The following is a 22,096-nucleotide window of genomic DNA, read 5'->3' on the forward strand; positions in this document are numbered from 1 at the left end:
AACATAAAATGCCATAGAAATTTAATATAATTCAGAAGGATATGATTAAGTAAATCAATCCAGCGCCTTCACCATCTTCCCGCTCGCCACAAACGTCCCGGCGCCAAGATGATGCAGCGTATTCAGCTTATCCCCGTCAAACTGCCAGCGCCCGGCGATAAATGCGCGTTCATCGGCTGCCGCTGAAACCACTTCACCAAACAGGGTATCGTATTTTTCTGCCGCGGCTGTCACCGGGAGTAACCGGCACTCCATCCACGCCAGGCATTTTTCCTCAATCACCGGCAGGCCAAGCTCAGGACCGTTCACGACCGGGATCCCGTAGCAGTTAAATTTGTCTTCATCGCGTCCGCTGACGCTACCGACCGCGTATGTCCAGTTGGCCGCCGCCACGCCGGGGATGACGATGCCAAACTTCCCGCTGCGCTCAATCAGTTCACGCGACCAGGTGCTTTTATCCACGACTATTGCGATGCGCGGCGGTTCAAACTCAACGGGCATTGACCATGCGGCGGCCATCACGTTGCGTCTGTCCAGGCTTTCATCCCGACTGGTGATAAGCACAGTAGGGCCGTGGTTCAGCAGACGGCTGGCATGACGTAATTCAACAGGGCGAAAGTGGCTCATAGGATCTCCTCATCTACACCGATGAGTATGACGAAAAAGCACGGAAATCAAAGTGAGTGCGTAAAATTAGTTTATAAACAGAAGATCACAATCAAAGGAAACTGATTCATGTCCCCATTCCTGACCGCCTATTTCGCCCGCATCGGCTGGGCGCAACCGACACGGGTGGATATCGATACCCTGCGCGCGCTGCATTTACATCACAACTGTGCGATCCCTTTTGAGAATATCGATGTCGTTCTGCCGCGTGAAATCCAGCTTGACGATCGGTGCCTGGTCGACAAGCTGGTCACTGCACGTCGCGGAGGGTACTGCTTTGAGCAAAACGGCCTGTTCGAGCGCGTATTGCGCGAGGTCGGGTTTACGGTGCGTAGCGTGCTGGGACGGGTGGTATTAGCGAATCCGCCGCAAATGCCGCCGCGCACGCACCGTCTGCTGCTGGTTGAGCTTAACGGTGAGCGCTGGATAGCCGATGTGGGGTTTGGCGGCCAGACGCTGACGGCGCCGATTCGACTGCTCGCTAATGAAGAACAGGAGACGCCGCACGGGCTGTATCGTCTGCTGAGCGAGGGGAACGACTGGGTGCTGCAGTTCCGTCATCACGAGCACTGGCAGTCGATGTACCAGTTTGACCTGACGACGCAGTATTTCAGCGATTACGTAATGGGGAATTTCTGGTCGGCGCACTGGCCGCAGTCGCATTTCCGTCATCATCTGTTGATGTGTCGCCATCTGCCGGACGGCGGCAAGCTTACGCTAACCAACTTCAACTTTACCCACTGGCGGAACGGCCATGTGGAGGAGCAGATCCACTTACCGGATGCGGAGGCGCTTTACCAACTGATGCAGGAGCGCTTTGGGCTGGGCGTTGACGATGCAAAACACGGATTTTCGCTGGCGGAGCTGACGGCGGTAATGGCGGGCTTTGATACACATCCTCAGGCCGGGAAATAATACGCAGGCCGGGTTAGGCGTCGCCGCCACCCGGCAACATCACTGCTGAGACGGGCTAGAAAACAACTCGAGCGTGATTAATGTATCAAGATGGTTGTTAAACGCGGCTTCGTCCATTTCAGGCATGTTTAAGATATACATTCCGTCAAGGCCGCACACCAGCCCAATCAAGCGCCAGGCAATATTCTCCGCCCGATCGCCCGGATGAAATGCTCCGGCCTCCGTTCCCGCACCGATCAGCGCCACCGTTTCCTGGTGCCACATCTCCATGGTCATCACATACGCGCCTTTGATGTCGGCATCACGGCTGGCCAGGATCTGCGCTTCACGCCACAGGCGAATATAGGGCTCAAACCTCCCGTCATCGCTGCCGAGCATGGCATGGAGCTGTTCCCGCCAGCCGGCCTGTTTACCCGCAACATCGGCATCCAGCAGCTCGCGAATCAACCGTACGAAGGCCAGCGATTTTAACTCCCCGCCGGAGGTAAAGTGATGGTGAACCTGTCCGGTCGCGACGCCGGCTTCAGCCGCAACGCGGCGTACCGTCATTGCCGCCAGTCCTTCGGTCAGCGCTACGCGCATGGCGGCCTGTAAGATGGCTTCCCGCCGTTCATCCTTGCTCAGATATCGCATCTTTACTCACTCTCAATGGGAATGAAACGAGTGTAACAAAAAGCTGGACATGCGTTCAACTTTACGTAGGATCGCATCCTGGACATGTGTCCATGTTTTGAAAGAAAAGGAAATTTATGTTTCGTCAGTGGTTAGCGTTAGTGATTATCGTGCTGGTGTATATCCCGGTGGCGATCGACGCGACGGTGCTGCACGTGGCGGCGCCAACATTGAGCATGACGCTGGGTGCCAGCGGTAACGAATTATTGTGGATCATCGATATCTACTCGCTGGTGATGGCGGGGATGGTGCTGCCGATGGGCGCCCTGGGTGATCGCATTGGTTTTAAACGCCTGCTCATGATTGGCAGCACGCTGTTTGGTCTGTCGTCGCTGGCGGCAGCGTTTGCCCCGTCAGCAGGGTGGCTGATTGCGGCGCGCGCCTCGCTGGCAATCGGCGCGGCGATGATTATTCCGGCTACGCTGGCTGGGATCCGCACGCTGTTTATCGACGCGCGGGATCGGAATATTGCGCTCGGCGTCTGGGCGGCGGTGGGCTCCGGTGGGGCGGCGTTTGGTCCGCTGATTGGCGGTATGCTGCTCGAGCATTTTTACTGGGGATCGGTGTTTTTAATCAACGTGCCGATTGTGCTGGTGGTGGTTTCGCTGGCCGCGCGTTTTGTGCCACCTCAGCAGGGGCGCCCGGAGCAGCCGCTGAATATCAGCCATGCCGTTATGCTGATTGTGGCGGTTTTGCTGCTGGTCTACAGCGCCAAAACCGCGTTAAAAGGCGCGCTGTCACCGTGGCTGGTCGCCTCCGCGCTGGTGACCGGCTCGGTGCTGCTGTTTATCTTCGTGCGTATCCAGCTTCGCGCTCGCGTACCGATGATAGACATGCGTCTGTTCTGCCATCGCATCATTTTGAGCGGCGTGGTGATGGCGATGACCGCCATGATTGCCCTGGTCGGGTTTGAGCTGCTGATGGCCCAGGAGCTGCAGTTTGTTCATGGCTTTACGCCGTTTGAAGCGGGAATGTTCATGCTGCCGCTGATGGTGGCGAGCGGGTTTAGCGGCCCGATCGCGGGTGTGCTGGTGGGGCGTTTAGGGCTACGCATCGTCGCGGCTGGCGGAATGGGGCTCAGCGCCGTTAGCTTTATCGGCCTGTCGATGCTTGATTTCAGCACGCAGCAGCTGCTGGCTTCTGCCCTGATGGTTCTGCTCGGCTTCAGCGCCGCCAGCGCGCTGCTGGCCTCGACCTCGGCGATTATGGCCGCTGCGCCGAAAGAGAAAGCCGCCGCTGCGGGGGCCATTGAAACCATGTCCTATGAACTGGGCGCCGGGCTGGGGATCGCCATCTTTGGTCTGCTGTTGACCCGCAGCTTCTCGGCGTCAATTGACCTGCCGCAGGGGCTGAACGCCTCGCTCGTCGATAAGGCCTCGTCATCCATTGGTGAGGCGATGAAGGTGGCGCAGGATCTGACCCCGACGCTGGCAGAGCCGGTGATTGAGGCCGCGAAAAGCGCGTTTATCACCTCGCACAGCGTGGCGCTGGGCAGCGCGGGCGGCATGCTGCTGTTGCTGGCGGTAGGGATCTGGTTCAGCCTGGCGAAGGTCAAGCCGCAGTAATACAGGGCGCGCGGTTGGGGCAGATGGGCTATGTTTTTCATAGGATTATCTGACTCTTGCTGGAAAATATGCCGCCTTCGCCATACGAATTGATAATCATGGCGAGGGGGGCATCATGACCCTGATGTCGCTTCTGGTGGAGAAAGGCAAAGGCGGGCGCTGTTTCTTCTTCAGCCTTTTGGCACTGCGCGAATAGGGAAAATATTTGGCCCGCTCATGGCGCTGTGGTTTTTGGCGATTGCTGCGCTGGGCGTGCGAGGGATCGTTCAACACCCGTCGGTATTGCTGGCCCTCAACCCTGCGTACGGCATCTCAGCCGACGCGTTGCCGTGTAGATTCTGGCGAAAGCAGAGCTCCTCTGCTTTCGCACCGTTCTATCTCTCCAGGGCCGCGGACAGGACGCTATGCAATAGCACATTCGCCCCTTTCTCCGACCACTCTGGCAGGATCCTTTCCGCTTCGTTATGGCTGATGCCTTTCACGCAGGGGATAAAGATCATGCTGGCGGGCGCTATTTTGCTGACATAGCAGGCGTCGTGTCCCGCCCCGGAGACCATCGGTTTCGACGAATAGCCCAGTTCCGCCACGGCCTTTTCCGAACGCGCCAGGCATTCGACATCAAACGCAATGGGCGCGTAGTCAAAAATGCGCTCAACGGCAGCAGCGACGCCGCGCAGTCTGAGGCTTTCAGCCACCTTATGCAGCGCCGCTTCCATGGATTCCAGCGCCTGCTGCATAGGGTGGCGAAACTCAACGCTGCATTCCACGCGAGACGGCACGACGTTGCGCGAGTTTGGCGTAACCTTCGCCATGCCGATCGTCGCGCGTCCGTCCGGCGCATGCCGGTAGCCAATCTCTTCCACCTTCAGCGCCAGCTCTGCGAAGGCGGTCAGCGCGTCGCGGCGGCTGTGCATCGGCGTCGTGCCCGCGTGGGCGGCGAATCCGTCCATCGTCAGGGTAAACCAGCGCTGGCCCATTGCCGCGCGGACTAACCCGATATCGATGGCCTCATCTTCCAGGATCGGGCCCTGTTCGATGTGCAGTTCGTAGCAGGCGTGAACGGGAAACGCGCGGGCAGGGGATTCACCCCGGTAGCCAATGCTCTCCAGCGCTTCGCCCACGGTGATGCCATCGTTATCCGCGCGGGCATGGGCGTACGCTTCGCTAAACTGTCCCGTCCAGACCCCTGAAGAGAGCATGGCTGGCGCAAAGCGCGCGCCTTCTTCGTTAGTCCAGTTCACCAGCACAACATCACGTTCAGTCTCAACGTTATGGTCGTTAAGGGTTCGCAGCAGCTCCAGCCCGGCCAGCACGCCGTAAACCCCGTCGTAGTTACCGCCCAGCGGCTGGGTATCCACATGTGAACCCGTCATGACCGGGGCAAGCTGCGGTTTTTTCCCCGCGCGACGGATAAACATATTGCCCATGCTATCGACGTCGCAGGTGAAACCCGCGTCCAGCGCCCAGTCGCGCAGCAGGTTACGCGCAATACGATCCTCCTCGCTCAGCGCCAGACGGGTCACGCCACCGGCGGGCGTGCCGCCGATCTGCGCCATCATCTCAAGCGTTGACCACAGCCGTTCGGCGTTGACGCGGATCATGGCTTGTCCTTACTGCTGCGGTAGCGAAAATCACAGCACGCGCCGCCCTGCATGATGGTGGTCGTGCGGGTCAGCTTCACGTCCGGCGCATAGCCAACGATGAATTTTTCATCGCGCGCGCAGGAGAGCAGATGACCAATCTCGCCCAGCCCCATTTCGTGATACATCTCCGCGTAGCGGCAGCGGGTCACGTTGTAGTTGTACTGCTGGTCGTCGGCGTCGATCACCTTCACGTCCAGGGCGTTATCTTTCTCCCACAGATACTGCAGGGCGATGAAACTCTTTACGTCCGTGCCGTTGGGTTCTTTGCTGGCAAACGCTTTGCCTGCGTCAATCGCGGCCTGCTCAATGGCCTCGCCAATGACCGCCTGGGCGCGGGTTTTCCCTATCTCGCGCACCAGGATTTCATAAATTGGCTTGATAATTTCTGCTTCAATTTTGCGGCGGGCGAGAATGCCCAGCTCGTTATTATCACTCATCACATTGCCCTCGCTGCGTTACTTCGCTTTTGCGCCACCCAGCACGGTCTGCGGCTGCCATTTGCCGTCGACAACTTTGTAAACGGTGAAGGACGGCGATTTCAGGTTACCTTCTTTATCAAACGCGATCTGGCCGGTGACGCCGGAGTAGCTAATGGCGCGCAGGGCGGGCAGATAGTCGGACGGCTCAACGGAGTCTGCTTTTTCCATCGCCGCCACCAGCACGCGGGTGGCGTCATAGGCGAACGGGGCGTGCAGTTCGATATGGGTGTGGTAGCGGGACTGATAGGCCTGCTCGAACGCTTTACCGCCCGGCATCTGGTCAACCGGCAGGCCTGGTTCGAGGGCGACCACGCCTTCGCCTTCTTTCTGCGCCAGCTGCAGGAACGTCTGGCTGACAAATCCGCCTGCGCCCATCAGGGTGGCGTTCATGCCCAGCTGTTTGATACGACGCGCCAGCGGTGCGGCCTGGCTGTCGACGCCGCCGAAGAAGATCAGATCGGCGTTTTTACTCCGGATGGCGGTCAGCACGGCGCTGAAGTCCACCGTTTTGTCATCAACGTACTGACGATCGACAACCTTCACGCCCTGCGCTTCAAGGGATTTAATGAACTGGTCCGCCAGTCCCTGACCAAAGGCGGTACGGTCGTCGATCACCGCAATGCGTTTGGCTTTCAGCGTATTAACCGCGTACTGACCGGCTAGCTGACCGCCGTCGTCGTCGTGGCCCATCACGCGGAAGCTGGTATCAAAACCCTGTTTGGTATAGGCGTGACCGGTCGCGACCGGTGCCACCTGTGCGATGCCCGCATCGTGATAGACGCGTGCGGCAGGAATGCTGGTACCGGTGTTCCAGTGACCGACAACGCCCGCCACGCCGCTATCCACCAGACGCTGCGCCACGGCCACGGCGGTGCGCGGGTCGGACTGATCGTCTTCGGACTGCAGTTTGAAGGTCACCGCTTTGCCGCCGATGGTCGGGTGCTGCTTGTTAATATCGTCAATGGCCAGCTGCGCGCCGTTCTCCAGATCCTTACCGATACGGGCAGACGGGCCGGTGAGCGGGCCTGCCAGACCGATAACCACGGTTTCACCGTCGGCGGCCCAGGCTCCGGTAGAGGCAACGCTGCTGAGCAGAATAGCGGCGCTGAGCGCACTGATTTTTACTGTTTTCATTGTATTTCCCTGATGTTGGCTGGTGTTGTTAAACGGGTATTTCGCCCAAATAAATCTGTGCAATCTGGTCGTCATTGAGCAGTGCTTTCGATTCGCCGTGATGGACAATGCTGCCGCTGTCCATCACCCACGCGCTGTCGGTGACTTCCAGCGCGAGACGGGCGTTTTGTTCGATGAGCAGCAGGGCAACGCCGCGCTCGCGCAGGCCGGCAATGACGGCAAAAATGTTCTCGACCATCTTCGGGGCAAGGCCCATCGAGGGTTCGTCGAGGATCAGCAGGCGCGGGCGGCTGAGCAGGGCGCGGTTAAGGGCCAGCAGCTGTTGCTCACCGCCGGAGAGCAGGCCGGCGAGCTGATGCTGGCGTTCGCCCAGGCGCGGGAAGCGCTCGAAGATCTCGTTCATCTCGCGCTTAATGGTGACAGTGTCACGCCTGAGCCAGGCGCCCATCTGCAGGTTTTCCAGCACCGTCATTCGGGAGAAGATCCCCCGGCCTTCCGGGACCATCACCAGGCCGTCACGGAGCAGGGTTTCGGGCCTGTGCTTACGCACCGCTTTACCGTTGAATTCAATACGGCCGCTAAAGCTTTCCAGCCCGGTAATGGCACGCACGGTGGAGCTTTTCCCCGCGCCGTTAGCGCCGATCAGCGTAGCCTGTTCGCCCTCGTGCAGGGTAAAAGAGACATCGCGTACGGCCTGAATGCCGCCGTAATGCACGTCCACACGTTCAACCTTCAGTAATTCAGACATGGGCGTTGCCTCCAAGCCAGGCGGCGATCACTGCCGGGTCGCGACGCACGCTCTCCGGCGTGCCGCTGGCGAGCGTTTTGCCGTAATCAAGCACCGTCAGGCGATCGCAGATGCCCATCACCAGCTTGACGTCATGTTCAATCATCAGCAGGGTTTTGCCGTCATCGCGCAGGCGGATAAGCAGCTCGCCGAGCGCCACTTTTTCCGCTGCGTTCATTCCGGCGGCGGGTTCGTCCAGCGCCAGCAGCAGCGGATCCGTTGCCAGCGCGCGGGCAATCTCCAGACGGCGCTGATGGCCATACGCCAGATCGCAGGCGCGGTAGTGGGCGAACTTCGCAATGCCGGCGTACTCCAGCCAGTGCCAGGCCAGCTCCCGGGTCTGTTTCTCTTCTTCGCGAGCGCGTTTGTGACGGCTCAGCGCGGCCCACAGGCCGTTACGGGTGCGCACGTGGCGGCCCACCATCACGTTTTCCAGCACCGACATGTCGTTAAAGAGGCGCACGTTCTGGAAGGTGCGTGCGATCCCGGCGGCGGTGACTTTCTCAATGTGCTTTGGGAAATAGGGCTTGTCGGCAATGGAAAATTCACCGCTGTCCGCCGGATAAAGCCCGGTGATCAGGTTAAAACAGGTGGTTTTTCCCGCCCCGTTAGGACCAATCAGGCCGTAGATCTCGCCTTTGTTCACGGCGATCGAAACGTCATCCACCGCGGTAAGCCCGCCGAAGCGTTTGGACATGTTGCGTACGGTTAACAGACTCATGTATTCACCTCCTTGTGGCGCACCGGCCAGATCCCGGCAGGACGCACCAGCATGACCAGCACCAGCGCCAGACCGTAGAACAGCTGACGCAGCACTTCCGGGTCAATCAGTACCGTACCGAACAGCGCCTGCTGAACCGGAGCTGCCTGACTGCGCAGCAGTTCCGGCAGGGCGGTGAGCAGTATCGCGCCGAGGATCACGCCCGGAATGTGTCCCATCCCGCCCAGCACCACCATCGCCAGCACGGCAATGGATTCCTGTAACGTGAAGGATTCCGGGGAGACAAAGCCCTGAAACGCGCCGAACAGGGCACCCGCCACGCCGCCAAAAGAGGCACCCATCGCAAAGGCCAGCAGCTTATAGTTACGCACGTTGATGCCCATCGCGCGGGCCACATCCTCATCTTCACGGATGGCGTGCCAGGCGCGGCCAATACGAGAATGCTGCAGGCGCAGGCAGACAAAAATAATCGCCACAATCACCAGCATCAGCAGGTAGTACCACAGCCACAGGGCGGGCACTTTGAAACCAAACCAGTGGTATACGCCGCTGAACTTCAGGCCGAACAGATTCAGCGTATCCACCCCGGTAATGCCCTTTGCACCGTTGGTGATGTTCACCGGACGGTCGAGGTTGCGCATCAGGATGCGGATGATCTCGCCAAAGCCGAGGGTCACTATCGCCAGGTAGTCCCCGCGCAGCTTCAGCGTGGGAGCACCCAGTAAAATGCCGCAGACCGCAGCGACGAGCGCTGCCAGCGGAATAATCAGCAGATATGAGATGTGCAGCCCGTCCGGGAACCAGACGTTGAGGATCGGGAAAACCTCCAGCAGGTGTGGCGAGGCCATCAGTGCGGCGAGATAGGCGCCGACCGCGTAAAAGGCGATAAACCCCATATCCAGCAGGCCGGTATAGCCCACCACAATGTTAAGCCCCAGCGCCAGCATGATGTAGAGCAGGGCGAAGTCGATAACGCGCACCCAGTAGTTGCCGCCAAGCTGCGTGGCCACCACGGGGGCAACCAGCAGCGCGAGGCAGAACAGAACCATGCCTGACCAGAATTTGCCCGTCGCCGCCGGGGTTTGTAGTTGAAGCGTTGTCATTGTTTCCCTCACGCCCTGTGCGCTACGCGCTCGCCCAGCAGGCCTGCCGGACGGAAGACCAGCACCAGAATCAGGACCATGAAGGCAAAGACGTCCTGATAGTTACTGCCGAAAACGCCGTGGGTCAGTTCACCCAGGTAACCTGCGCCCAGCGCTTCGATGATGCCGAGCAGGATCCCGCCAATCATTGCGCCACGAATGTTACCAATGCCTCCCAGCACGGCGGCGGTAAAGGCTTTGATCCCGGGCAAAAAGCCCATCGAGAAGCTGGCGTTGCCGTAGTTGCTGGCCATCATGACGCCTGCCAGCGCGGCAAATACGCCGCCAATGGTGAACGTCAGGGTAATAATGGCATTGGGGTTAACCCCCATCAGCGTGGCCACGCGCGGGTTTTCCGCCACGGCGCGCATGCCGCGGCCCAGGCGGGTGTATTCCACCAGCAGCCATAGCCCCGTCATCACCGCAAGCGCCAGCGCCACGGTAACAATGCCGGTGACGGTCACAATGGCGGGGGGATGCTGTTCACTTCCTGACGTCACGGCGATCGGCTCCATGGGCAGGATCTGCGGGAACATCAGCGGGTTGCGCGTCCAGATAATCATCGCCACGGTTTGCAGCAGGACCGAGACGCCGATACCCGAAATAAGCGGTGCCAGGCGCGGGGCGTTGCGCAGTCGACGATAGGCAAAGCGCTCCACGGCCATTGCCAGCAGGGCACAAACGGCCATGGCAATCATCAGGGCAACGCCAAGCTGCAACAGCAGCGGCATGTGAGGAAAGGTAGTGTTCAGGGCGTTAATGGCGGAAAGGGTGGTGAGCGCACCGACCATCAGAATATCGCCGTGAGCAAAGTTAATAATGCGCAAGATGCCATACACCATGGTATAGCCCAGCGCGATCAGCGCGTAAATGCTGCCCAGCATCACACCGTTGATCAGTTGTTGTATGAGTGTATCCAACGTCTGTTCCCGCAAAGTCTTTTTCTGCGGCTACCATCCGATAAATGAATTAAATTGTAAAATACACATATATTATTTCTTATGATAAACCGCTATTGCTTTATCTTTATGATTTATATAAATATAATGTAATCTCGTATTAAGGTGAAAAGCCTAAAGAAATCAACATATGAGTAAAACAGAACAATCGGTGGGTTTGCCTGCGTATGCAGACAGCCGTCTGGCAAACGATCCGCCGCTTCGGGCCGTCCGGGCCTTTGAGGCCATCGCCCGGCTGGGCAGCGTCACGCTTGCCGCGCAGGAGCTGGATATCTCACCGTCGGCGGTCAGCCATCAGCTCAAGGTGCTCGAAGGGTATCTGCAAATGCCGCTGACGGAGCGTCAGGGGCGCAGACTGGTGCTGAGCCAGCACGGACGGGAATATTACCGCTCGATCCGTGCGGCGTTTAACGTGCTGCGCCAGGCAACGGAGCATCTGGCAGAGCAGGCGCAAACGCGTCAGGTCACCATCAGCCTGATCCCGCTTTTTGGCATGGGGTGGTTTATCCCGCGTCTGCCTGATTTTATGCGTGCCAATCCGCAGACCGAGATCAACGTTGTGTATGCCAACCACCGTAACTATCTGAGCGATGCGTCGGATATGTCGATTCGTTTTGGTAACGGCCAGTGGGCGGGCTATCAGAGCGAAAAGCTGATTTCCGGACAGATGGTGCCGGTGTGCAGCCGCGCATTTTTGCGTATTCATGGCCATATCGACACGCCTGAGCAACTGCTGCAAATGCCGCTGCTGCATGATGAGGAGCGCACCACGTGGCCGCAGTGGTTTCTGCTGCAGGGGGTAAAACGAGCTCTGCGGCGCAGCGGCCCTCTGTTTGAAGACGGGCTGTTAACGCTGGCGGGCGTGCAGGCCGGGCTGGGCTGTGCGCTGATGCGCGAGCCGCTGATCGCGCCTTATCTTGAGAGCGGCGAGCTGGTGAAGATATTTGACTTACCCATTGACGACGGGCGCGACTATTATCTCTGCGTGCGTTCGGATTCAGAGATGACCGAGGACGGTAAGCTGCTGCAAAACTGGCTGCGTCGGGCGGCGAGCGGGGAGCCGTCATCCGGGTAAAAGCGACGGATAAAAAAAAGCCAGCTTATTCAGCTGGCTTTTGTACAGACAAGATTTAGAACTGGTAGGTCAGACCCAGCGCAACGATGTTGTCGGTACCGATGCCTGCCTGGCGAGTGAACTGGTTGTCGTCGAGCAGGTTGATTTTGTAATCCACGTAGGTGGACATGTTTTTGTTAAAATAGTAGGTCGTGCCAACATCGATGTATTTAACCAGATCCTGGTCGCCGAAGTTTTCGATGTCTTTACCTTTGGACTGCAGGTAAGCAATGGATGGACGCAGGCCAAAGTCGAACTGATACTGAGCCACAACTTCGAAGTTTTGCGCCTTGTTTGCAAAACCGTAAATGTCGGTACGTTTATTGTTAGAGGTACCGAAGCGGGTTGCGTTATAGGTCTGAGAATACTGCGCAGCAAGGTAAATGTTGTTCGCGTCGTATTTCACGCCACCGCTGTACACTTCAGCGCGGTCGCCTTCACCGTATACGCCAGCCGCATTCTGGTCAGCGGTACGACGTGAAGAGGACATTGCGCCGCCCACGCTGAAGCCTTCACCCAGATCGTAAGTCAGGGACGCGCCGTAGCCGTCGCCGTTCTGGTTCAGCAGGCTGCGACCGCTGGTGTTTTCACCGCTTACGCTGCCGTTTTTGCCCTGATATTGCAGAGCAAAGTTCAGGCCGTCAACCAGACCAAAGAAGTCCTGGTTACGGTAGGTCGCAACGCCGTTTGCACGAGACTGCAGGAAGTTGTCGGCACCGTAGGTGTCGCCGCCGAATTCTGGCAGAACGTCGGTCCAGGAGGTCACGTCGTAAATTACGCCGTAGTTACGACCGTAATCAAAGGAGCCTGCTTCAGCAAACTTCAGACCGGCAAACGCCACACGGGTCCAGGACTGGTTGTCGCCTTCGTCTTTGTTACCCTGAATCTGGTATTCCCACTGGCCGTAGCCGGACAGCTGGTCGTTAACCTGGGTTTCGCCCTTGAAGCCGATACGCATGTAGGTTTTATCGCCATCTGCGCCAGCGTCATCAGAGAAATAGTGCAGACCTGTTACTTTACCGTACAGATCCAGCTTGTTACCGTCTTTGTTGTAAATTTCGGCAGCGTTAACAACGCCTGCTGCCAGTATGGAAGTGACTGCCACTGCAACTAATTTAAGTTTCATCTTAAATGTTCCTTATAATTTTTTTGAGTATTTCCTGAACCACTGTGAACGATTTCTAAACGAGGCTGCTCGTCAATGGCATGCTATTTTTAAAAATCTCGTAGTCTTATTTCAATAATAAGTTTCAAAATATTAGAGATAATTTCAATTAGTGTGATCTCGATCGTGCAAAAAGGCGATTATTCAAACAATGCGATCGAATTTCATACGATTAATAATTACGTATTCTGCGGGACTATTGCTATCGCTATAATTTCTGCGTGTTTTAATCTATTGCGTTAGATTTCGGTATTGTCGATGCTTTGAGGGGGTTGTTATTACTGTTTTGACTTAATAACAGTAGGTTAGGGGTAAATTACGACGTATATTGCGAATGTTACCATGAACACGTCACAAATGAATTATTGCACTCAATGCTATCCATGGCGTTAATATTCGCGGTTGATTAATTTCACAACATTGTCAGTTTGTGTCAATTATCTTTTCGACCGTTTACAGAAGACACCAAATATAAACCGAATTTAAACGGAAATACGATAATTATGATAAATATTCTGAGGAGCGATCACACTTTAAATTTATGTTAATTATGTTGCCGGGCTGAAATTCGCCCGGCCGTTGGAGAAGCATTATTTTCTTGTTGCGTACCAGCAGAGCAACGACCCGGCGCAGACCATCAGCGCGCCTTGCCAGAACGAGAATGAGAGGGGCGAACTCAGCACTGCGGCGGCAAGCGCGGCGGAGAGGACAGGGGTAAAATAGGATACGGCAGCGAGTACCGTGACGTTACCGTGAAGAATGCCAATATTCCATGCGGCGTATCCAAACCCAAGCGCGATACCGCACATGACGAGCTTCACGACCACCGGGAGCGTGAACACCATCTCGGGCTGATCGCTCAGGGCATATTTCACCCACAGGCTCAGCGCGGTCAGCAAAACAAACAGCGTAATGCCGTTTTGTCCTTTCGCAAATTTGCTGGTGACCGTGCAGTACGCGGCCCAGATAAATGCTCCGGCAAACGCCAGCGCGTAGCTTAGCGGGCTGGAAACGATATTGCGGGTTATTTCATCAAGATGTAAACCCTGTTCACCGCCCAATACCCAGCACACGCCCAGCAATGAGACAGCTAAGCCGGGGATCACCCACAGGCTCGATTTTTGTCTGTTGAACAAGATCGCAAACACAATGGTCAGGCTTGGCCAAAGGTAATTGACCATGCCCACTTCAATCGCCTGCGATCGCGTTGCGGCATAGCCCAGCGACAGCGCCAGGCATATTTCGTAGCTGACAAATAAAACGCTGCCGGCAATAAGATAGCGGGGTGAAAACCGCCTGATATCAGGAAATCCTACCGTCACCAGACATAGTAATCCGCTCAGCGAATAGATCATCGCCGCACCGCCTACCGGACCCAGTCCCTCACTCACGCTGCGAATAAGGCCGACCATGGTGCTCCATAACAGTATTGCCGCCAGCCCAATAAGCGTTGCTCTCTTTCTGTCCATTACTTCGCCATTGCAATAAAAATCAGAGCAAAAATGTATCGCATTCATCCTGACGCTGTCGCCAATTATTCTCTTAAACCGTTAATCAAAAAGAGGTATTTAAATGTTCCGGGGGTGACTATTAAGGGGGGGAAGGCAAATGACCTTGATTTGACGCAAAAAAAACAGGGGCGTTGCTGTTAGTTTGCGGCGCGAAGTCTTATATGAAAACGAGGACAACAATGGACGTCAGCCGCAGACAATTTTTTAAAATCTGCGCGGGCGGTATGGCCGGAACAACGGCAGCCATGCTGGGATTTGCTCCCAAAATGGCGCTGGCTCAGGCACGCAACTATAAGCTGCTGCGCGCAAAAGAGATCCGTAACACCTGCACATACTGCTCCGTAGGTTGTGGGCTTTTAATGTATAGCCTGGGCGATGGCGCGAAGAACGCCAGAGAAGCGATTTACCATATTGAAGGGGACCCGGATCATCCGGTGAGCCGCGGGGCGCTTTGTCCGAAAGGGGCGGGGCTGCTGGACTACGTTCACAGCGAAAACCGCCTGCGCTACCCGGAATACCGCGCGCCGGGTTCAGATAAATGGCAGCGTATCTCCTGGGACGAGGCCTTCTCCCGTATTGCCAAATTAATGAAAGCCGACCGCGACGCCAACTTTATAGAAAAGAACGCGCAGGGCGTAACGGTCAACCGCTGGCTCTCCACCGGGATGCTATGTGCGTCCGCGGCAAGTAATGAAACCGGCATGCTGACGCAAAAATTTGTGCGCTCTCTCGGCATGCTGGCGGTAGACAACCAGGCACGCGTCTGACACGGACCAACGGTAGCAAGTCTTGCTCCAACATTTGGTCGCGGTGCGATGACCAACCACTGGGTTGATATCAAAAACGCGAACGTCGTGGTGGTGATGGGCGGTAACGCCGCGGAGGCCCATCCGGTGGGATTCCGCTGGGCGATGGAAGCGAAAAACAACAACGATGCGACGCTTATCGTCGTCGATCCGCGCTTTACGCGTACGGCATCGGTGGCGGATATCTATGCGCCAATCCGCTCCGGCACGGACATTACGTTCCTGTCCGGCGTGCTGCTGTACCTGATCGAAAACAACAAAATTAACGCGGAATACGTTAAGCACTACACCAACGCGAACCTGCTGGTGCGGGATGATTTTGCCTTCGATGACGGCCTGTTTAGCGGCTATGACGCCGAAAAACGCCAGTACGATAAAACGTCCTGGAACTATCAGTTCGATGAAAACGGCTATGCGCTGCGTGATGAAACCCTGACGCACCCGCGCTGCGTGTGGAACCTGCTGAAGCAGCACGTCTCCCGCTATACGCCGGACGTGGTGGAAAACATCTGCGGCACGCCGAAAGCGGACTTCCTGAAGGTGTGTGAGGTACTGGCCTCCACCAGCGCCGCTGACAGAACCACCACGTTCCTGTATGCGCTTGGCTGGACGCAGCACACCGTGGGTGCGCAGAACATCCGCACCATGGCGATGATCCAGCTGCTGCTCGGCAATATGGGCATGGCCGGTGGCGGCGTAAACGCGCTGCGCGGTCACTCCAACATTCAGGGGCTGACCGACCTTGGCCTGCTGTCGACCAGCCTGCCGGGCTACCTGACGCTGCCGTCGGAAAAGCAGGCCGATCTGCAAACATATCTTGAGGCCAATACGCCAAGAGCGACGCTGCCGGATCAGGTGAACTACTGGAGCAACTATCCCAAGTTCTACGTCAGCCTGATGAAATCCTTCTACGGCGATGCGGCACAGAAGGAGAACGACTGGGGCTTTGAGTGGCTGCCGAAGTGGGACCAGGCGTACGACGTCATCAAGTATTTCAACATGATGGATAAGGGCGACGTCACGGGGTATATCTGCCAGGGCTTTAACCCGGTGGCCTCCTTCCCGGACAAAAACAAAGTCGTTCGCAGCCTGAGCAAGCTGAAGTACATGGTGGTTATCGATCCGCTGGTGACCGAAACGTCCACCTTCTGGCAGAACCACGGGGAATCGAACGATGTCGATCCGGCGTCGATTCAGACCGAAGTCTTCCGCCTGCCGTCCACCTGCTTTGCGGAAGAGGACGGCTCTATTGCCAACTCCGGCCGCTGGCTGCAGTGGCACTGGAAAGGCCAGGATGCGCCGGGCGAAGCGCGCAACGACGGCGAGATCCTGGCCGGGATTTACCATCGCCTGCGCGAAATGTACCGCACCGAAGGCGGTAAAGGCGCGGAGCCGCTGCTGAAGATGGGCTGGCACTACAAGCAGCCCGATCGTCCTGAGTCTGAAGAGGTCGCGAAGGAGAACAACGGCGTGGCGCTGGCGGATCTCTATGACGCTAACGGCAACCTGGTGGCGCAGAAAGGCCAGCTGCTGAACAGCTTCGCGCTGCTGCGTGACGACGGCACGACGGCGTCGTCGTGCTGGATCTACACCGGCAGCTGGACGGAGCAGGGCAACCAGATGGCCAACCGCGACAACGCCGACCCGTCCGGGCTGGGCAATACGCTGGGCTGGGCATGGGCGTGGCCGCTGAACCGTCGCGTGCTGTACAACCGCGCGTCTGCAGACGTAAACGGCAGGCCGTGGGATCCGAAACGTATGCTGATCCAGTGGAACGGGGCGAAGTGGGCGGGGAACGATATCCCGGACTACAACACCGCCGCGCCGGGCAGCAACACCGGGCCGTTCATCATGCAGCCGGAAGGGCTGGGACGCCTGTTTGCCCTCAACAAGCTGGCGGAAGGGCCGTTCCCGGAACACTACGAGCCGATGGAAACGCCGCTCGGCACCAACCCGCTGCATCCGAACGTGGTCTCCAGCCCGGTGGTGCGTATCTACGAAGATGACGTCCTGCGCTTAGGTAAAAAGGACAAGTTCCCGTACGTAGGGACGACCTATCGCCTGACCGAGCATTTCCATACCTGGACCAAGCACGCGCGGCTTAACGCTATCGCGCAGCCGGAACAGTTTGTGGAGATCAGCGAAACGCTGGCGAAGGCGAAAGGCATCGCCAACGGCGACCGCGTGAAGGTGAGCAGCAAGCGTGGCTTTATTCGCGCGGTGGCTGTGGTCACCCGCCGCCTGCAGTCGCTGAACGTGCACGGCCAGCAGGTGGAAACCGTCGGGATCCCGCTGCACTGGGGCTTTGAGGGCGTGGCGCAGAGAGGCTACATCGCCAACACCCTGACGCCAAACGTCGGCGATTCCAACTCGCAAACGCCGGAGTACAAGGCGTTTCTGGTCAACATCGAGAAAGCGTAAGGAGCGATTCAATGGCGATGGAAACACAAGACGTTATCAAACGCTCCGCGACCAACCCGATAACGCCCGCGCCCCGCGCGCGGGACTACAAGGCAGAGGTCGCTAAGCTTATCGACGTCTCCTCCTGCGTGGGCTGTAAGGCCTGCCAGGTGGCGTGCTCGGAGTGGAACGATATCCGCGACGAGGTGGGGCACTGCGTGGGGGTCTACGATAATCCGGCTGACCTGAGCGCCAAATCCTGGACGGTGATGCGCTTTAGCGAAACCGAGCAGAACGGCAGGCTGGAGTGGCTCATCCGCAAAGACGGCTGCATGCACTGTGAAGATCCGGGCTGCCTGAAGGCGTGCCCGTCTGCCGGCGCAATTATTCAGTACGCCAACGGGATCGTCGACTTCCAGCAGGACAACTGCATCGGCTGCGGGTACTGTATCGCGGGCTGTCCGTTTAATATCCCCCGCCTCAATAAAGAGGATAACCGGGTATACAAATGCACCCTGTGCGTGGATCGCGTCAGCGTCGGGCAGGAGCCCGCGTGTGTGAAAACCTGTCCGACCGGAGCAATCCACTTCGGCACCAAAAAAGAGATGCTCGACGTGGCGCAGGCGCGAGTGGACAAGCTGAAAGCGCGCGGCTATGAGAATGCGGGCATTTATAACCCGCAGGGCGTGGGCGGTACGCACGTGATGTATGTGCTGCACCATAACGACCAGCCGGAGCTGTACCACAACCTGCCGAAGGATCCGGCGATCGATACCTCCATCAACCTCTGGAAAGGAGCGCTTAAGCCGCTCTCGGCGGCGGGCTTTATCGCCACCTTTGCCGGGCTGATCTATCACTACATCGGGATCGGGCCAAACAAAGAGGTGGATGAGGACGAGGAGGAGCATCATGAGTAAGTCGAAAACGATCGTGCGCACGAAGTTTGTTGACCGCGCCTGTCACTGGACGGTTGTGATCTGCTTCTTCCTGGTGGCGGTGTCGGGGATTTCGTTCTTCTTCCCGACGCTGCAGTGGCTGACCGAGACCTTCGGTACGCCGCAGATGGGGCGCATTTTGCATCCGTTCTTCGGCGTGCTGATTTTCGTGGTGCTGATGTTTATGTTCGTGCGCTTTGTCCACCACAACATCCCGGACAAGCAGGATATCCCGTGGGTGAAAGGGATCTTCGAAGTCCTGAAGGGCAACGAGCATAAGGTTGCGAAGGTGGGGAAATACAACGCCGGGCAGAAGATGATGTTCTGGACCATCATGAGCATGATTTTTGTGCTGCTGGTGACCGGTGTGATTATCTGGCGTCCGTATTTTGCGCACTACTTTCCGATTCAGGTGATTCGCTACGCGCTGCTGATCCACGCCACGTCTGCCATCATTCTGATCCACGCTATCCTGATCCATATGTATATGGCGTTCTGGGTAAAGGGATCGATTAAAGGGATGATTGAAGGGAAGGTGAGCCGCCGCTGGGCGCAGAAACATCACCCGCGCTGGTATCGTGATGTGGAGCGACTGGAAGCGAAACGGGAAACCACGGAAGGAATGAAGTAAGACCTGCGCCGTCGGCTTTGCCCGGCGGCGCTGCGCTTGTGCAGACAGGGCAAATGCCTGACCGACTGGCGTCATGTGTTAGTCAATAAACGATCAACTGCCGCTATAACGTCATGACGTGCGTTGCGTAAGTTACAAACAAAGTCTTTAGGATTTATTTTTTTATTGTTAAGGTTGGTTATCATTGGCGAATAAATCAGAAATGTTTCAAAATCGATATTTACGCCTGGAGCCAGATGGCTCTGCCATAACGGTAATTTATTATTTCTCGCGAGCGGCACAATGACGCGCGTGGCAAGATCATCATAACAATCATCCTGAATGAGCATATAGTAGGGAAGCTTATCCCGGGTGGCCGCAGATGTATTTCGGTAAACATTAAATTGTCTCAGCATTAAAGCACCCTGAAAAACTCATCATCGGTAATGGTTCCATGTTTTTCGACAAACTCATTCATTGAGCGAATAAATGAACGATCCGCTTCTGATTGCTGACGCGGGTCAGCGGAGTCTGGTGCGGTGTTGCTCGACGGTTTTGCCGATTTTACGCGTTGGGAGGGGGTGTGCTCTGCTGGGTATGTCATCAGTATCTCCTTTGTTGGTGCGGTCATTATTAACCGCAGCCAACAAAAAACAATACCGTATCCCCTGGTAATCTACATTCTGCGAAGCGTATTCCAGTAATTTCAGAACCGCTCTTCCACATAGCGGAACGGATATTTTGTGGGTTTGACTTTGCCGATTTTGCGTTTCGGTAAATCCACCTTCTCAACATGTATTTCTTTATAAGGGATCTGCGAAAGCAGGTGCGAAATAATGTTCAGTCGCACGCGTTTTTTATCTTCTGAACGCGCTACAAACCACGGCGCCCAGGCGGTGTCGGTGGCTTCAAACATGGCGTCGCGGGCGCGGGTGTACTCGTCCCACAGGTTAAAGGACTTAATATCCATCGGCGATAGCTTCCAGATTTTACGACCATCGTTAATACGGTCGCGCAGGCGCCGCTCCTGCTCTTTCGGCGTCACCTCCAGCCAGTACTTCAGCAGGATAATTCCGGCATCCACCATCGCTTTTTCCATCACCGGCGCACCATCTAAAAATTTCTCGGCCTGTTCCTCCGTGCAGAACCCCATCACCCGCTCAACGCCCGCGCGGTTATACCAGCTGCGATCGAAGATCACGATTTCACCAGCCGATGGCAGGTGGGGCACATAGCGCTGGAAGTAAAGCTGGCTTTTTTCCTTTTCAGTCGGAGCAGGGAGCGCAACAACGCGAAACACGCGAGGACTGACGCGCTCGGTGATCGCTTTAATGGTGCCGCCTTTGCCTGCGCCGTCGCGTCCTTCAAAAACAATACACACTTTCAGCCCTTTAGCGACGACCCACTGCTGGAGCTTAACCAGTTCAACGTGGAGGCGACGTAGCTCTTGTTCATACTCTTTGGTCTTTAACGGAGCGTTCTTTACGACATCAACAGCGACACTGGTTTTCTTTTTGCTTCCCATGATGGTCATCCTCAGGTTGTCCGATGCGGAAAAAAGCGAGGCCGCACAATGAAGTGTAATCCACCTGAATTAATGGATTAACCTGTCAGCCAGCTGATTTGAACTGGCTCACCATACAAGATTATTCAATAATGTCCGTCGCGTGTGATTAACCAGTGGTTGAAGTATGAAAAAGACAATTTTTTCGTTGGCGCTTGGCACATTTGGCCTGGGAATGGCCGAATTTGGCATTATGGGCGTGTTAACCGAGCTGGCACATGACACCGGCATTTCGATTCCCTCCGCCGGGAATATGATCTCGTTTTATGCCTTCGGCGTAGTGATTGGCGCCCCGATTGTGGCGCTGTTCTCAGGCAAGTTTTCTTTAAAGACCACGCTGCTGTTTCTGGTGGCGATGTCGGCTGTCGGCAATGCCCTGTTCACGTTTTCCACGTCCTATTTCTGGCTGGCGGTGGGGCGGCTGATTTCCGGCTTTCCGCACGGGGCTATTTTTGGCGTCGGGGCGATTATCCTGTCGAAAATTGCGCCGCCGGGTAAGGTGACGGTCGCGGTGGCAGGGATGATCGCCGGTATGACCGTGGCGAACCTGATGGGCGTTCCGCTCGGGACCTGGCTCGGGCACCAGTTCAGCTGGCGTTATACCTTTTTTCTGATTGCCGTGTTCGATGCGCTGGTGATCCTCTCGGTTCTGCTCTGGGTGCCGGACATCCGCGACACATCAGAAATCAAATTGACCGAGCAGTTCCACTTTCTGAAAAAACCAGAACCCTGGCTGATATTTGCCGCCACCATGTTTGGCAACGCCGGGGTGTTCGCATGGTTCAGCTTCGTTAAGCCGTTTATGGTCACCGTCTCCGGTTATTCAGAAGGGATGATGACGGCCATCATGATGCTGATGGGGCTTGGCATGGTGTTGGGCAATCTGCTGAGCGGTAAGCTCTCGGGGCGTTTTAGCCCGCTGCGCATTGCGGCCACCACCGACATGGTGATTGTCGCCTCGCTGCTGCTGCTTTTCGCCTTTGGTGAACTGAAAACGGCCTCGCTGGTCATGGGCTTTATCTGCTGCGCCGGGCTGTTTGCGCTCTCTGCGCCGCTACAAATTCTGCTTCTGCAAAATGCGAAGGGCGGTGAGATGCTGGGGGCGGCAGGGGGACAGATGGCATTTAATCTCGGCAGTGCGATTGGCGCGTACTTTGGCGGGATGATGATTGTCCTCGGCTTTAGCTGGCGTTACGTCACGCTGCCGGCGGCAATACTCTCTTTCTCGGCCATGAGCGCACTGCTGATCTACGGTCACCTGCGGGCCAGACGGGCTCAGGCTAACGCTCGCGCGCTAGCCTGACAGAT

21 protein-coding genes and 1 pseudogene are annotated in these 22,096 nt (G+C 56.7%); 8 read left to right on the top strand and 14 right to left on the bottom strand.

Annotation, left to right across the window (positions count from 1 at the left end; translation table 11 throughout):
* Positions 1-54 precede the first annotated feature (54 nt).
* Positions 55-627, bottom strand: coding sequence for a flavin reductase family protein (locus ACOTZB_RS01130; protein WP_032651999.1), 573 nt, complete (start codon positions 625-627; stop codon positions 55-57).
* 108 nt (positions 628-735) lie between these two features.
* Between ACOTZB_RS01130 and nhoA the strand changes: the two genes are divergently transcribed.
* A complete protein-coding gene (gene nhoA, locus ACOTZB_RS01135) occupies positions 736-1,581 on the top strand; it encodes an N-hydroxyarylamine O-acetyltransferase (protein ID WP_421626269.1) in 846 nt (281 codons plus the stop codon).
* A gap of 39 nt (positions 1,582-1,620) precedes the next feature.
* Here nhoA and ACOTZB_RS01140 read toward each other — a convergent pair whose 3' ends face one another.
* Positions 1,621-2,214 carry a TetR family transcriptional regulator gene (locus ACOTZB_RS01140; protein WP_421626270.1) on the bottom strand — a complete coding sequence of 198 codons (594 nt, stop codon included), beginning with the start codon at positions 2,212-2,214 and terminating at the stop codon, positions 1,621-1,623.
* Between the two features lie 116 nt (positions 2,215-2,330).
* Between ACOTZB_RS01140 and ACOTZB_RS01145 the strand changes: the two genes are divergently transcribed.
* Positions 2,331-3,818, top strand: coding sequence for an MFS transporter (locus tag ACOTZB_RS01145; RefSeq protein ID WP_126328602.1), 1,488 nt, complete (start codon positions 2,331-2,333; stop codon positions 3,816-3,818).
* A gap of 64 nt (positions 3,819-3,882) precedes the next feature.
* A pseudogene (locus tag ACOTZB_RS01150) lies at positions 3,883-4,130 on the top strand (KUP/HAK/KT family potassium transporter); the annotation flags it as partial.
* Positions 4,131-4,192: 62 nt separating this feature from the next.
* Here ACOTZB_RS01150 and ACOTZB_RS01155 read toward each other — a convergent pair.
* The 7 genes from ACOTZB_RS01155 to ACOTZB_RS01185 are packed head-to-tail and all read right to left on the bottom strand — an operon-like array spanning position 4,193 to position 10,644.
* Positions 4,193-5,419: a Zn-dependent hydrolase gene (locus ACOTZB_RS01155; RefSeq protein WP_421626271.1), complete on the bottom strand. Its 1,227-nt coding sequence runs from the start codon at positions 5,417-5,419 to the stop codon at positions 4,193-4,195.
* Positions 5,416-5,898 carry an L-2-amino-thiazoline-4-carboxylic acid hydrolase gene (locus tag ACOTZB_RS01160; protein WP_047651009.1) on the bottom strand — a complete coding sequence of 161 codons (483 nt, stop codon included), beginning with the start codon at positions 5,896-5,898 and terminating at the stop codon, positions 5,416-5,418. The genes ACOTZB_RS01155 and ACOTZB_RS01160 overlap by 4 nt, the downstream gene beginning before the upstream one ends.
* An 18-nt stretch (positions 5,899-5,916) precedes the next feature.
* A complete protein-coding gene (locus ACOTZB_RS01165) occupies positions 5,917-7,074 on the bottom strand; it encodes a branched-chain amino acid ABC transporter substrate-binding protein (RefSeq protein ID WP_368526076.1) in 1,158 nt (385 codons plus the stop codon).
* 28 nt (positions 7,075-7,102) lie between these two features.
* Positions 7,103-7,822: an ABC transporter ATP-binding protein gene (locus tag ACOTZB_RS01170; RefSeq protein ID WP_421626272.1), complete on the bottom strand. Its 720-nt coding sequence runs from the start codon at positions 7,820-7,822 to the stop codon at positions 7,103-7,105.
* On the bottom strand, positions 7,815-8,582 hold the full coding sequence (locus ACOTZB_RS01175; RefSeq protein WP_421626273.1) for an ABC transporter ATP-binding protein: 768 nt from the start codon (positions 8,580-8,582) through the stop codon (positions 7,815-7,817). Before ACOTZB_RS01175 ends, ACOTZB_RS01170 begins: the two co-directional genes overlap by 8 nt.
* Positions 8,579-9,685 carry a branched-chain amino acid ABC transporter permease gene (locus ACOTZB_RS01180; protein WP_421626274.1) on the bottom strand — a complete coding sequence of 369 codons (1,107 nt, stop codon included), beginning with the start codon at positions 9,683-9,685 and terminating at the stop codon, positions 8,579-8,581. Before ACOTZB_RS01180 ends, ACOTZB_RS01175 begins: the two co-directional genes overlap by 4 nt.
* Positions 9,686-9,693: 8 nt before the next feature.
* Positions 9,694-10,644 (bottom strand): branched-chain amino acid ABC transporter permease, encoded by a 951-nt coding sequence (locus ACOTZB_RS01185; protein ID WP_421626275.1) that lies wholly within the window; start codon positions 10,642-10,644, stop codon positions 9,694-9,696.
* 169 nt (positions 10,645-10,813) lie between these two features.
* Between ACOTZB_RS01185 and ACOTZB_RS01190 the strand changes: the two genes are divergently transcribed.
* A complete protein-coding gene (locus ACOTZB_RS01190) occupies positions 10,814-11,758 on the top strand; it encodes a LysR substrate-binding domain-containing protein (RefSeq protein WP_421626276.1) in 945 nt (314 codons plus the stop codon).
* Between the two features lie 55 nt (positions 11,759-11,813).
* Here ACOTZB_RS01190 and ACOTZB_RS01195 read toward each other — a convergent pair whose 3' ends face one another.
* Both ACOTZB_RS01195 and yddG read right to left on the bottom strand, forming a co-directional pair.
* Positions 11,814-12,923, bottom strand: a complete 1,110-nt coding sequence (locus ACOTZB_RS01195; protein ID WP_421626277.1) for a porin OmpC — start codon at positions 12,921-12,923, stop codon at positions 11,814-11,816.
* Between the two features lie 629 nt (positions 12,924-13,552).
* Positions 13,553-14,431: an aromatic amino acid DMT transporter YddG gene (gene yddG, locus ACOTZB_RS01200; protein ID WP_421626278.1), complete on the bottom strand. Its 879-nt coding sequence runs from the start codon at positions 14,429-14,431 to the stop codon at positions 13,553-13,555.
* Between the two features lie 221 nt (positions 14,432-14,652).
* On the opposite strand from yddG, the gene fdnG reads away from it, so the two are divergent.
* Genes fdnG through fdnI form a run of 3 tightly spaced genes read left to right on the top strand, consistent with a single transcriptional unit; the run spans position 14,653 to position 19,245 of the window.
* Entirely contained in the window at positions 14,653-17,700 is a 3,048-nt protein-coding gene (gene fdnG, locus ACOTZB_RS01205; protein WP_421626602.1) for a formate dehydrogenase-N subunit alpha, read from the top strand.
* Positions 17,701-17,711: 11 nt separating this feature from the next.
* Entirely contained in the window at positions 17,712-18,596 is an 885-nt protein-coding gene (gene fdxH / locus ACOTZB_RS01210; protein ID WP_126786926.1) for a formate dehydrogenase subunit beta, read from the top strand.
* The gene (gene fdnI, locus ACOTZB_RS01215; RefSeq protein WP_421626279.1) at positions 18,589-19,245 is read left to right on the top strand and encodes a formate dehydrogenase-N subunit gamma; all 657 of its coding nucleotides are present in this window, start codon (positions 18,589-18,591) and stop codon (positions 19,243-19,245) included. The genes fdxH and fdnI overlap by 8 nt, the downstream gene beginning before the upstream one ends.
* A gap of 71 nt (positions 19,246-19,316) precedes the next feature.
* Here fdnI and ACOTZB_RS01220 read toward each other — a convergent pair whose 3' ends face one another.
* The 3 genes from ACOTZB_RS01220 to ppk2 all read right to left on the bottom strand — a co-directional run bounded on the left by ACOTZB_RS01220 (position 19,317) and on the right by ppk2 (position 20,749).
* Positions 19,317-19,640 carry a CcdB family protein gene (locus tag ACOTZB_RS01220; RefSeq protein ID WP_193806937.1) on the bottom strand — a complete coding sequence of 108 codons (324 nt, stop codon included), beginning with the start codon at positions 19,638-19,640 and terminating at the stop codon, positions 19,317-19,319.
* The gene (locus ACOTZB_RS01225) at positions 19,640-19,828 is read right to left on the bottom strand and encodes a hypothetical protein (RefSeq protein WP_193806939.1); all 189 of its coding nucleotides are present in this window, start codon (positions 19,826-19,828) and stop codon (positions 19,640-19,642) included. The genes ACOTZB_RS01220 and ACOTZB_RS01225 overlap by 1 nt, the downstream gene beginning before the upstream one ends.
* A gap of 102 nt (positions 19,829-19,930) precedes the next feature.
* Positions 19,931-20,749 carry a polyphosphate kinase 2 gene (gene ppk2, locus ACOTZB_RS01230; RefSeq protein ID WP_047650993.1) on the bottom strand — a complete coding sequence of 273 codons (819 nt, stop codon included), beginning with the start codon at positions 20,747-20,749 and terminating at the stop codon, positions 19,931-19,933.
* 166 nt (positions 20,750-20,915) lie between these two features.
* Here ppk2 and araJ point away from each other — a divergent pair, with 166 nt between their 5' ends.
* Positions 20,916-22,091 (top strand): MFS transporter AraJ, encoded by a 1,176-nt coding sequence (gene araJ, locus ACOTZB_RS01235; RefSeq protein ID WP_421626280.1) that lies wholly within the window; start codon positions 20,916-20,918, stop codon positions 22,089-22,091.
* Positions 22,092-22,096 lie beyond the last annotated feature (5 nt).

The organism is Enterobacter cloacae complex sp. SHL020, from assembly GCF_049236945.1.
GTDB lineage: Bacteria > Pseudomonadota > Gammaproteobacteria > Enterobacterales > Enterobacteriaceae > Enterobacter > Enterobacter dykesii.

Coding starts and splice junctions, on each gene's coding strand:
- ACOTZB_RS01190 (WP_421626276.1), top strand. CDS start 10,814: ATGAGTAAAACAGAACAATCGGTGGGTTTGCCTGCGTATGCAGACAGC.
- ACOTZB_RS01180 (WP_421626274.1), bottom strand. CDS start 9,685: ATGACAACGCTTCAACTACAAACCCCGGCGGCGACGGGCAAATTCTGG.
- ACOTZB_RS01220 (WP_193806937.1), bottom strand. CDS start 19,640: ATGCTGAGACAATTTAATGTTTACCGAAATACATCTGCGGCCACCCGG.
- yddG (WP_421626278.1), bottom strand. CDS start 14,431: ATGGACAGAAAGAGAGCAACGCTTATTGGGCTGGCGGCAATACTGTTA.
- nhoA (WP_421626269.1), top strand. CDS start 736: ATGTCCCCATTCCTGACCGCCTATTTCGCCCGCATCGGCTGGGCGCAA.
- ACOTZB_RS01155 (WP_421626271.1), bottom strand. CDS start 5,419: ATGATCCGCGTCAACGCCGAACGGCTGTGGTCAACGCTTGAGATGATG.
- ACOTZB_RS01170 (WP_421626272.1), bottom strand. CDS start 7,822: ATGTCTGAATTACTGAAGGTTGAACGTGTGGACGTGCATTACGGCGGC.
- ACOTZB_RS01160 (WP_047651009.1), bottom strand. CDS start 5,898: ATGAGTGATAATAACGAGCTGGGCATTCTCGCCCGCCGCAAAATTGAA.
- ppk2 (WP_047650993.1), bottom strand. CDS start 20,749: ATGGGAAGCAAAAAGAAAACCAGTGTCGCTGTTGATGTCGTAAAGAAC.
- ACOTZB_RS01140 (WP_421626270.1), bottom strand. CDS start 2,214: ATGCGATATCTGAGCAAGGATGAACGGCGGGAAGCCATCTTACAGGCC.
- ACOTZB_RS01165 (WP_368526076.1), bottom strand. CDS start 7,074: ATGAAAACAGTAAAAATCAGTGCGCTCAGCGCCGCTATTCTGCTCAGC.
- araJ (WP_421626280.1), top strand. CDS start 20,916: ATGAAAAAGACAATTTTTTCGTTGGCGCTTGGCACATTTGGCCTGGGA.
- fdnI (WP_421626279.1), top strand. CDS start 18,589: ATGAGTAAGTCGAAAACGATCGTGCGCACGAAGTTTGTTGACCGCGCC.
- ACOTZB_RS01175 (WP_421626273.1), bottom strand. CDS start 8,582: ATGAGTCTGTTAACCGTACGCAACATGTCCAAACGCTTCGGCGGGCTT.
- ACOTZB_RS01130 (WP_032651999.1), bottom strand. CDS start 627: ATGAGCCACTTTCGCCCTGTTGAATTACGTCATGCCAGCCGTCTGCTG.
- fdxH (WP_126786926.1), top strand. CDS start 17,712: ATGGCGATGGAAACACAAGACGTTATCAAACGCTCCGCGACCAACCCG.
- ACOTZB_RS01145 (WP_126328602.1), top strand. CDS start 2,331: ATGTTTCGTCAGTGGTTAGCGTTAGTGATTATCGTGCTGGTGTATATC.
- ACOTZB_RS01195 (WP_421626277.1), bottom strand. CDS start 12,923: ATGAAACTTAAATTAGTTGCAGTGGCAGTCACTTCCATACTGGCAGCA.
- ACOTZB_RS01225 (WP_193806939.1), bottom strand. CDS start 19,828: ATGACATACCCAGCAGAGCACACCCCCTCCCAACGCGTAAAATCGGCA.